Genomic DNA, 11,263 nt, shown 5'->3' with positions numbered 1-11,263 from the left:
GTTGATGTTAGCATCGGTATCATCACAGTCGTCAATAGTAGGCGCTGTGGTTGAGTATCCACCAGGGTTGGTACACTGAGTAGCGGTAAGCTGGCTTCCGAAGAATCCATCGCCATCACTATCCACACCTAAGTACCACACGGTATTCGGGTTGATGTTAGCATCGGTATCATCACAGTCGTCAATAGTAGGCGCTGTGGTTGAGTATCCACCAGGGTTGGTACACTGAGTAGCGGTTAACTGGCTTCCGAAGAATCCATCGCCATCACTATCCACACCTAAGTACCACACGGTATTTGGGTTGATGTTAGCATCGGTATCATCACAGTCGGTATTATCTGCAACATAACCTACTGGCTGAGAAGCAGCTACTTGACTAACACTAGGATTTCCAAAACCATCACTATCGAAATCTTGATACCAAGTTGTTGCGCTAATAGCATCAGCTGTTATGTTAATATTATCAACAGCTATATCTCCATTGAAGCTAGCACCTGTTAAAGCATTAAATCTTATCTTAATTGTTTGACCATCATAAGCAGAAAGATCTACAATTTGTGTAACCCAAGCCGCAGCGTTACTTCCTTGTTGTTGCCCACTTAAGCTAAAAACATTTGCATAATTTGCACCATTATCAATACTTACTTCAACATTTAGAGTTCCTATATCAGCACCATACATATGGTAGTCAAATGATAATTGAGAGTTTTCATAAGTATTGAACTCAAAGCAAGGGCTTATTAAATATGCTAATTTGCTTGGACTACCAGGAGGTGTTACATTAGTTGAAGTTTCTGTATAAATATATTGAGTTCCATCTGAAGCATTATTTGGTCCAGTTGCAGTAGATGTTGTAGTTCCAGAATTAACAGTCCAATCTATATCATCATCAGTAGCATTTACTCCCTGACTCCAAAGTCCTATTCCAGATTCAAAACTTTCAGAATAAGGGAAAACACTCACAGAACTCCCAGTACAAGGTACAGGAGTAGCTGTTGTAAAATTAGTTGAGCTACTGTACAAAGATGTAGCACTGGTACAGCGTGTTCTAACTTGAACTTCATAATCTGTTGAAGCTGTTAATCCAGAAATATTATAACTATTTGTAGCAATATCAGTTACTTCAGTCCATGTTCCAGAACTGATTTCTTTATATCTTATATCATAGGTAGCTGATGGAATATTATCCCAATCTACAGTTGCTGTAACAGTGGTAATAGTACTAACCACTAAGTTAGTTGGTGGATTAGTATTATCACACGGAATTTGAATACTTAATATTTTAAAATCGTCAATAAAGAATCCATCTGATGTTGTTGTATAATTTTCATTAACATTCAGAGCGTCTGTTCTAAAATTAAACCTTATTTTCACAGTACTTGAATTAAGTAAAGAAGTGTAGTTGGTAGGATCAATTGCAATTTCTTCCATTACCCAATTATCCATTCTATCACCATCATATACTTGTCCTTGACTATTAGCTTGAAAATTTGCATACGAAGCACTTTTATTGTCATGAGACGTAGTACTACTAGTTGCGTTTGGTTTAGTGTAGTTGCCTCCTAATGATATCCAACTTGATCCGCCATCAGGAGATCCTAATACTTCAACAAAATCGTAATTCCTTTCTATATCCCATTTAGAATAAAATTGAATTAGCACTTCGCTAGAACTTGAAAAATCGTAATTATTTGTTGTAGTTAAGGTTTTGGTGGCATTGTTTGAATATGTACCAGTGCTTAAAGCGTTGCTGCCAGAATAGGCATCAACAGTTGTACTATTCCAGCCTCCAGATTGAGTCCAACCAGTTAATCCATCGGTATCAGGGTTATGGCTAAATATTACTGTAGGCTGATAATATTTTTCGTAATTAGCTTCATAAATAATACCATCGTCGTTAGAAAGTTTAACATTATATTCAATTTTTTCATTTGCAGTAATACCTCCGTTTAAAACTAGTTGAGCGGTAACAGTTCTTTGCTCAAGAACACTCATCCCTGTTTCAGTTGTTGGAGATACTATGGTTGTAATGTTTGAAGAAATTGGGGTAACAGTTACTGTGAAATCACTTGCTGTTTGACCAACGCGTTCAATACCAAAATCTAAATTAGAAGTTAAAGCTGTAACATTACTTTGAGTTAGGTCGTGTAATTTTGCATATTTACCCCCATAATAAATAGTACCTAATGAGATACGCATAGATTGTTTAGCAATAGGATCAATTGTAGAAGGTGTAGGCCAAAATCCTTGCCCACCATGTTCTGGAGTTGTTGCTATAATAGCTTGCCCAGATCCAGTAGAACCATTATTATCTGGTGCACCACCCATCATCCAATCATCAGGTAAGCCATTTGATTCGTAAAAAATAGTAGCACCGTAAAGGTATCTGTTGTATCTAGTCATTTCTTCATGCCATCTGTAATATTCATCTTCACGACCCGTACTTTGAGTTGGAATACCTCCATATGGGTGAGGAACAGAGTTAGCATAAGAGTGATTCCATACACCAGACTTAAAGTTTCTGCTGGTAATAAAATCCACCATAATTTGAGTTTCCGGCTCTGATTCTGGAGATGGTCCTCTGTATGTGCCGCTGGTTGTGGTTCCTGATGAACCTATGTTATTATATCCCCAGAAATAATCAAAGTTTCTATTTAAATCAACCCCTCTGTTATTTGAAGTATTTGTTGTTCCTCCCGTATTTGGTCTTAAATTTTTTCGTTGTAAACCACCACCACTAGATGATAGGTGTTCATTCCACCTTAGTCCGTCAGGGTTAACTACAGGGACAAAGTATAACTCATTATTGTCAACTAACTCTTTTACGGCATCATCAGTGTTGTAGTTTTCAATGAGATACCACATAAAGTAAATATTATTCATTAAAGCACTTACTTCTCTTGAATGTATCATTGAAGTAAACAACATTTGTGGTTTTGTATTTTCTGGTGTTCCAGATTCATTTCCAGTAATCCTAACATACCATATGGTTTCAGGATCCCATCTTGTGGTTCCTTGACCAGAATAGGTTTGTCCGTTATTTGTTATTGAACTAGCTGGATTACCCCAGGTTGTTTTACCCGTTGAGGAAGCATCTTGTTTTACGGATACGATATTTAAACTATTATTTACCGAATATGTGCGCATATCGTCTAATTCGGTTTTCATCTCACTTAAAGTTAAACAACCTCCCATACTCCCTAAATTAAAGTTAGAAGGAGTGGCCCAATCTATTTCATCACTTCCCGTGTATTGCAAAAAATTATCTAGTACGGTACTAGATACCGACTTTTGTGTAAGACCACCTTTTGAAGGTTTGTTTTTATTTTTCGCCTGATTAAGTTTTAATTCTCTTTTTGCATCAGGTAAATCTTTTTCGGCTCTTTGTTTATAATATGTTGTTAGGTCGTCAACTTCTATAATGTAAGGTATTCCCAAATCATCTAATTTTTTTAATTCTAAATCAGATAGTTCAAGTTGAACGCCATTTTCTTTAAAAACAGCTCCACAATGCATATCAACTCCTATTTGCATTATTAGTTTGAGAGTATTTTCAGAACTATTTTGAACAACAATTCTTTTAAGTATATCTTGTGAGAAAGATAAGTGTGTAATCAACAATATAATTACACTCACGAGAGTAGTTTTTTTCATCAGATTTGGGGTTATTAATGAATTTTATGGGGCTAATATATAATAATATTTTAAAAAACTCCACGAAACGCAAAAAAATCCGATGAAATACATTGTATTTTTAATATTTGTGTTTAATAGTTTGTTATACAACAGCTCAATCAGATTTAATCTATTGAATAAAATGTAAGATTAGATTCACTTTGTGATGTAATGATAGGTAAATAATAATCTATTTCTAAAATTGCACGGTTAATGACAATAGGAATATATTTATATTCTGATTTAGTTGAAATTCCCGATCAAATCATCTATTTTAGTTCATATCAATATTTATTATAAAAAATAGAATGTCTAAAGTTGTTTGTTTTGGTGAAGTTTTATGGGACGTTTTTCCTTCTCATAAAAAAATTGGAGGAGCACCTCTAAATGTTGCTCTTAGAATTCAATCGTTTAATCATGATGTTGCCATTATAAGTAGTGTAGGGGATGATAAACTGGGTAAATCACTAATAGACTACGTTTTACAAAACGGTGTTAATACCGAACACATACAAAAAGCTCAAAAATTTAATACAGGTGAAGTAAAAGTAAAGCTTAATACAAAAGGCTCTGCATCGTATGATATAAATTTCCCTCGAGCTTGGGATTATATTAACATTTTAGATAAAAATATTGATCTTGTTAAAGCATCTGATGCTTTCGTTTATGGTAGCTTGGTGGCAAGAAATGATGTTTCAAAACAAACCTTATTTGAACTTTTAAATCATGCTCGTTATAAAATTTTCGACTTAAACTTAAGACCACCACACTATACCAAAGACTTACTAATTCATTTAATGAATAATGCGGATTTTATTAAGTTTAATGATGATGAGTTATATGAAGTCAGCGGTTATTTAGATTCTAAATATCGTTCTATGGAGCAGAACATAAAATATATTTCGCAAAAAACAAATACAAAGCATATTTGTGTTACCAAAGGAAATCATGGTGCCGTTTTATTGTATAACGATACTTTTTATTACAATAGTGGATATTTAATAAATGTAGTAGATACTGTTGGCGCGGGTGATTCTTTTTTAGGTTCGCTTATTAGTCAGCTACTAAATAAAGTAAATCCACAGCAAGCAATTGATTTTGCATGTGCAGTAGGAGCTATGGTGGCGCAGAGTGAAGGTGCTAACCCTAAAATACTTCGGTCAAAGGTAGAAACTTTTATGAATCCTTACAGGTAAATAGATTTAATAAAAAAACGGTTTAGAGAAAATCTAAACCGCTAGTTTTGTGTGATTTTACATTTGTAGCGAGAGGGGGCACGTTCCCCGACCTCCGGGTTATGAAGGAATTTAATAAACCCCTAATCTCCCTGTTTATAGGGCTTTCCAGATGCTTGTATTCAAAATTGTGTTCAAAAACGTGTTCAGTTTGTGTTCACTAGGGTTAATAATAATTATCTGTAAATTTAGTGATTTTATTTCAATATTTCATTAAAACTTGATGCACCTTGATTAATAATAACCTTTTTGTTTTTATCAAGAATGTTAGGCAATTTATTTATGTACCTACTTTTATTTCCTTCATATTCTTCAAGTTGAATAGTTATATTAATAAGACCATATTTTATGGCACCTTCTATATCAGAATAAATGGGAATGTCGTAATACCAAGGTGAAACAATTGGAGTTTTTATTTGGTTTTCATAACCATATTTAAGCTTTTTAAAATCGTATACTTGCTCAATTAAGGTCTTTTTGTGAGGAGTCCCTTCAGAATCTCTCCATTGGCCTTCAATTAACAACGATACTTTTGCATTTAAATCTTCGTCTTTAAAAACTTTAGTTTTAGAAAAAAGAATTCTTAATTCGTTGAAGCTTAACTTTGTTATTCCCGGGTTTTCTGGATCAGAAATTAACTCAATAACTGCTTGAAAATTTAATATATCGTCTTCTTTGTCACGAATAACCTCGTTTAAGGTTAAAGCAGATTCTTCCCCTCTAGATTTTATATTACCCTTAAATTCATCCCTAACTATTTGTGTAATTATTGTTTTTTGTTCTTTATTATCTGGCTTAGAGTATTTTTTAATATAAATTTTTTCATAAGTTTTTTCAACCTTGCCTAAATCGGTATTATAATAATCGTTAATAGAAATGGATTGAGAATAAGAGCTATTTAGAGATTTAGCTGATTTTTCGGCTAAATAATTAACTCCAAAAAGTAATCCCTGAAGTGCGGTCTCAATGGCACCACCTCGCGTTGAAGATTTTTTTAATTCTACTATAAATTTTTCATTGGCTTTGATATTAGCTCTATGATGAGTAGAACATGAAAAAGTAATAAACAATAAGATAGCTAGTAAAAAGAATTTTGTCATAATAGTTGAATTTGCCTGACTAAAGTTAGCATAATTAAAATTACTTATTTCAATTTTTATTTTAAACCGGGTTATTTTAAATAAGCAATGACCTCACAATACATGTATTTAAACTATTAAAAATATGAGTTTAAAAGATTTTTACTACATTTATATATCCCTACTTGTAACTGATTGATATATAATTAGATCAATCTAATACTAATAACCTTTTTTTAATTAATCCGTTATGAAGTTTTTTACACTATTATTTTTATTATCACTTTCAAACTTTTTTTGTATTGCTCAAGATATCGAAATTGAGTATCCATTTGGTGAAACAGGAGAACCTGTACCTCGAGGAGTATTTGGAGAAGATGACCGAAAAGAGGTCACAGATGCAGAGGGTATTGAGGATTTTGTTAGAGCCACAGCAGTAATGATTCCTAAATGGAGAATTGATGGCAATCGGGTTTATGGTACCTCATTACGGGAACGCTTAATTAGCCAATTTGGAGATTTTCGTTTCGACAAAGGCGTTAAGTTTCTTGATCAGCCTACTGTAGCAGGTTGTACTGGATTTTTAATTGCGCCAGATATTTTAATCACTGCAGGACACTGTATAAAGAGCATGTATAAAGCCGAAGATTATGTTTGGGTATTTGATTATACCAATGAATTAGACTTTTATGATAACACCAATTCTTTATACATCAATCCATCTAATATATACGAAACAACAGATGTTTTAGCGGCATATTATGAAGAACCATCTCCATTTGATTATTCTGTTTTAAAATTAGATAGAAAATCAACAAGAGATCCTTATAGGTTTCGAACTTCTGGAGGTGTTTTAAATGGGCGTAATGTTTACACAATTGGTAGCCCGACAGGTTTACCGTTAAAATTTGCTGACAATGCACAAGTTACTGATGATTCGCCAGACCATTGGTTTAAAAATAATATTGATACGTTTCCTGGTAATTCGGGAGGACCTGTATTTGATCCCTATGGATTCATAGAAGGTATTATAGTAAGAACAAGTACGAAAAAAGTAGAATCTGGAGATTATTCCGCTAGTTATGGGTATTATTCTGACTGTAATTGTATAAAAACTATTCAATGGGATGCTAATGTTAAATACGTTGGATCTCAATCATTTAAAATAACATCTGTTCCTTATGATCTAGTTCACCGCGCCCTTTACGAGAACCTCGAATATGCGATACAGAACAATTTAGAAGATAGACTTGATAAATGGATAATATATTCTTGGATAATTGATCATGAATATACTATCAATAGAGGTGCTTTACAATTTGTGGCGGCAAAAGCAAACAATTTAAATGCACTTCAAACTATCATGGAACAAAGTGAGAAAGAGGTTTATGATAAGAATGGGCGAAACTTACTTTTTTATGCTATAGAAAATGATAATGTCGAAATGGTAAACTTTTTATTAGACCAAGGCGTATTGATTAATATAGGAGATAATAATAAAATTACACCGTTACATTATGCTGTTATAAATGATAAATATGACTTAACCCTGTTACTTTTAGAGAATGGTGGCGAGATTGATAAAATATCAGGTAGTGGTAACAACTTGTTACACTATGCAGCGTTTAATGGAAATTTTGCTATGGCAGAAAAGCTTATGGAGTTAGGGTTGAGCCCTAAAATTAAAAACTACAATGGTAGATACCCCGATAAAATAGCAAGAAAAAACAAACATAAAAGTTTGTCCAGGTATCTAAAAAAAGCAAGAAAACGAAAATAATAATTAGAAAACCCACTTAACTTTTTTATCCTATTTACACTTCTTTTAGTGCCCACTGAAATTATGATGTAATTAATTATCCAAATAATCAGAATATGAATATTAAATATACACTTACCATCTTATTACTATTTTTTGCAACTACTATTTTTTCACAAGACAAGTATAAAGTGGTTTATGACTATAACAATGAAAGCATCAATTATTTTACAATCGATAAAAGCAATAAGATTATAGACACCCTAGTTAAACCCAAAATAAAGCGAAGCAGTTTGGTAGAAATTGAATTAAAAAACATCAACCCTTTTGCTATTGACGTTGTCACTGATGTGAAAGAAGAGCAGGCATTTATTTCGGGTAATGGATTAAATTTTAGTTCTTTTTTATCTGGTGTGAAGTCATTTTCAGATTCAAAATTAGGACTTAATATTACAAATTTACCAACTGATACTATTTTTAATAAAGCAAATACTAGGGGCGAATCATTATCAAGTGATTATTCAAGTTTCAATGATAAGTCTTCAAACATATCTGCTTTAAAAACAACGTTTTTAGCAAATCTTTTAAATCCAAACCTTAGCAAGGAAGAAATTTTAAATAATATTAAATCAACAGCAGCATTAGAAAGAGACGCTAGATTGCCGGACCCCAATGAAAATTTTTATGTCTATTTAACACAGCTAGAGAAAATAGTTTTAGAAGATAAAACAGAATTAACTATAGATATTAATAAGATTAAGAAAGCTACAGAGTTAGAAGTAGATAATACCATTAAAACAGCATCAAGGGGCGATTTAATTGAACGGAATTACCTTATAAATGACCTCCAGAAGCTTATTAGTTCAATAAACGAATCGGCATCTATAACAATCGAGAATCTTAATAAAATTAAATCTTTTTACAGTACGTTAGAGGCTTCTAGTTTTACACGAACGTATGATTATCAAATAGATTCTGATAAAATTAATATTGAATTAAAGTTTGTTACAAGTGGTTTTGCGACATCTTTAGAAGACGCTGATAATAAGCAAAAAACCTTAAAAACTAGAAATATAAAGCTGTACGCTAAAGGGGGCTTTAAAATTAATACAGGAGTTGCCCTTACGTTAAACAACTTTGGATCTAATTCTCAAAATTTTTATATTAAGGATGGTATTATTGGGGCAGACTCCAATGATTATTTAACACCAAACTTAAGCACAATAATTAATTTTTACCCGTACATGGGTGAAAACTTTAATATAGGAGGTTCCTTCGGTCTAGCAATTCCAATTTCTAGCGATAGTGATATTAATGGGATTAGTTTTTTATTAGGCCCTTCAATGCACTTTGGAAGTAAAAGTAGATTATCACTTTCTGGTGGACTTGCATATGGACCCGTAAAAAAGCTAACAAAAGGATTAAAAGTTGGTGATGATGCACCTACAGAATCAATTGATGCGCATACTAGAAATATTTATGATTTTGGTTATTTTTTCGGAATTTCTTTTAATTTATTTAAATTAAATTAAGAGGCATGAAAAGGCTTATTTCAATTTGCTTAATACTTTTTATTTGTAATGTTATTCATGCCGAAAAGCACGCTTTAATTGTTGCTGTAGGCGATTATCCTAAAAGCACAGGTTGGGCATCTATTAGTTCTGTTAACGATGTGCCATTGATTAAGCAAACACTGCTAAATCAAGAATTTAAAGAAGAAAATATTAGTTTATTAATTAATGAAGCAGCAACCTATAAAGGGATAAAGAATGCATTACAAAACTTACTAAACCGTATAAAACCTAATGATATTGTTGTTATACACTTTTCAATGCATGGACAACAAATATTTGATGATAATGGTGAAGAAATTGATGGCAAGGACGAAGCTTTAGTTCCTTACGACGCATGGGTAAGATACAACCACAATTATAAGGGTGAAAATCATTTTCGTGATGATGAACTAGGTGCTTATATTGCTATGTTTAGAAATGCATTACAAGAAAACGGACAATTAGTTTTGCTATTAGATAGTTGTCATTCAGGATCTACTTCAAGGGGAGGGATTGCAAGAGGAAGTCAAGCTGTTTTTGCACCATCTGGGTGGAGTGCAAAATCAAATGAAGTTGATTCTGGAAGTGGTTTAATTGAAACTAAAAAAGCAAAGTTAAATGACAATGCAGCTCCCTATATTTTAATTTCTGGTGCCTCTGCAAATGAGTTAAATTACGAGTACAAAGGATATGGTTCTTTAAGTTATGCCTTTTCAAAGGCTATGGATAAGCTAGGGAGTAATTATTCATTCAATCAATTATTTGCAAAAATTGAGGCAGAAATGAATATTATTTCTCCTCGGCAAAGCCCAACTATTGAAGGCGATTTAAATGTAAAATTATTCAATAATGCCTATGTAAAACAGCAACCTTTTTTCAAAATAAAATCCATTTTGAGATCGGATGTTATCAGAGTTCAAGCCGGTAAACTTCATGGCTTATTTAAAAATACAACGATAGCTATACTTCCTTCGGCAACAACTAAAGTTGAGGATAAAAATATCATTACCAAGGGAACTATTGTTAATTCTAAATATAACGAATCAACGATTCAATTAGAAAAACCTCTAGATAATTTAAATGAAAAAGCATATTGGGTTTTTGTTGATAAACCGACATATGGCGAAATGTCTATTGATGTGTTTTTTGATAAATCTTTATCAGATGATTCTATAAAAAATGGTGTAAAAAGCTTTTTAAAGGAAACTCAATTGGGATCTGTTGTTACAGATAGTGCGGTGTCTGACGTTATTCTGACTCAATTGAATAATAAGATTGTTATTAATTCAACAAATGGGTTACATAATGTTGATGCCGATGAAGAGACAAGAGGAGGTACGGATTCATTAGACTTACTAAATCAAACATTATTCAATTTTGCGCAAGGTCAATATTTAAAAAACTTAGACTTCAAAAATTATAATTATGAATTTGAATTTAGTTTACTTCCAATTGAAATTGATCCAATTACTGATAGTATTATTGAATTAGAAGTTAATGATTTTATTAACGAAAATGGTACTTTTCAAATGAGACCTGAAAAGGATATTGCTATCCTCCAAATTACTAATAAAAGTAATAAACCAATATATTTTAGTATTATAGAAATTAATAGCAAAGGAGAGATTTTTCCATTTTTACCGAATGATGAATGTTCACTTAATAATGATGAGCGTAGGTTATTACCAGGACAAACCATGCAATTTAAAGACTGCCATTTTAGATTTCATCCTCCCTTTGAAAAATTAATTTTAAAAGGCTTTGCAACACCTTACCCAATTGATTTTCAAGAAACTGTTGAAACTCGTGGCGAAAGCTCTAGCAATATGTCAAATCCACTTGAAAGTTTGCTCAGAAGTACTTATAAACCAAATAGAGGCGGCTCTGGATCTAATAATATAAATACCAAAATTGACGGATTTAGCACCGAGTTTGTTTATGAAATAGTAAAAGACTAGATTA

At 32.4% G+C, this 11,263-nt stretch carries 6 protein-coding genes; 4 read left to right on the top strand and 2 right to left on the bottom strand.

From position 1 onward, the window contains the following. Positions 1 to 3,534 (bottom strand): M14 family zinc carboxypeptidase (locus tag L3X39_RS14675; protein ID WP_237232618.1); only part of this gene is annotated, 3,534 nt, incomplete at its 3' end. A gap of 449 nt (positions 3,535 to 3,983) precedes the next feature. On the opposite strand from L3X39_RS14675, the gene L3X39_RS14670 reads away from it, so the two are divergent. Further along, positions 3,984 to 4,871, top strand: coding sequence for a carbohydrate kinase family protein (locus tag L3X39_RS14670; RefSeq protein WP_237232617.1), 888 nt, complete (start codon positions 3,984 to 3,986; stop codon positions 4,869 to 4,871). A gap of 236 nt (positions 4,872 to 5,107) precedes the next feature. On the opposite strand, the gene L3X39_RS14665 is transcribed toward L3X39_RS14670, so the two are convergent. Beyond that, entirely contained in the window at positions 5,108 to 6,010 is a 903-nt protein-coding gene (locus tag L3X39_RS14665) for a hypothetical protein (RefSeq protein ID WP_237232616.1), read from the bottom strand. 229 nt (positions 6,011 to 6,239) lie between these two features. Between L3X39_RS14665 and L3X39_RS14660 the strand changes: the two genes are divergently transcribed. The 3 genes from L3X39_RS14660 (at position 6,240) to L3X39_RS14650 (ending at position 11,259) form a co-directional block, all read left to right on the top strand. Then, entirely contained in the window at positions 6,240 to 7,769 is a 1,530-nt protein-coding gene (locus L3X39_RS14660; protein WP_237232615.1) for an ankyrin repeat domain-containing protein, read from the top strand. A 95-nt stretch (positions 7,770 to 7,864) separates the two neighbouring features. Continuing rightward, on the top strand, positions 7,865 to 9,280 hold the full coding sequence (locus tag L3X39_RS14655) for a hypothetical protein (RefSeq protein WP_237232614.1): 1,416 nt from the start codon (positions 7,865 to 7,867) through the stop codon (positions 9,278 to 9,280). Positions 9,281 to 9,285: 5 nt separating this feature from the next. Then, entirely contained in the window at positions 9,286 to 11,259 is a 1,974-nt protein-coding gene (locus L3X39_RS14650) for a caspase family protein (RefSeq protein WP_237232613.1), read from the top strand. Positions 11,260 to 11,263 lie beyond the last annotated feature (4 nt).

Origin of the sequence: Flaviramulus multivorans, assembly GCF_021728415.1 — a bacterium.
GTDB lineage: Bacteria > Bacteroidota > Bacteroidia > Flavobacteriales > Flavobacteriaceae > Sabulilitoribacter > Sabulilitoribacter multivorans.
Note: the sequence above shows the minus strand (reverse complement) of the source record. Positions and strands in the feature narration are given on the sequence as shown.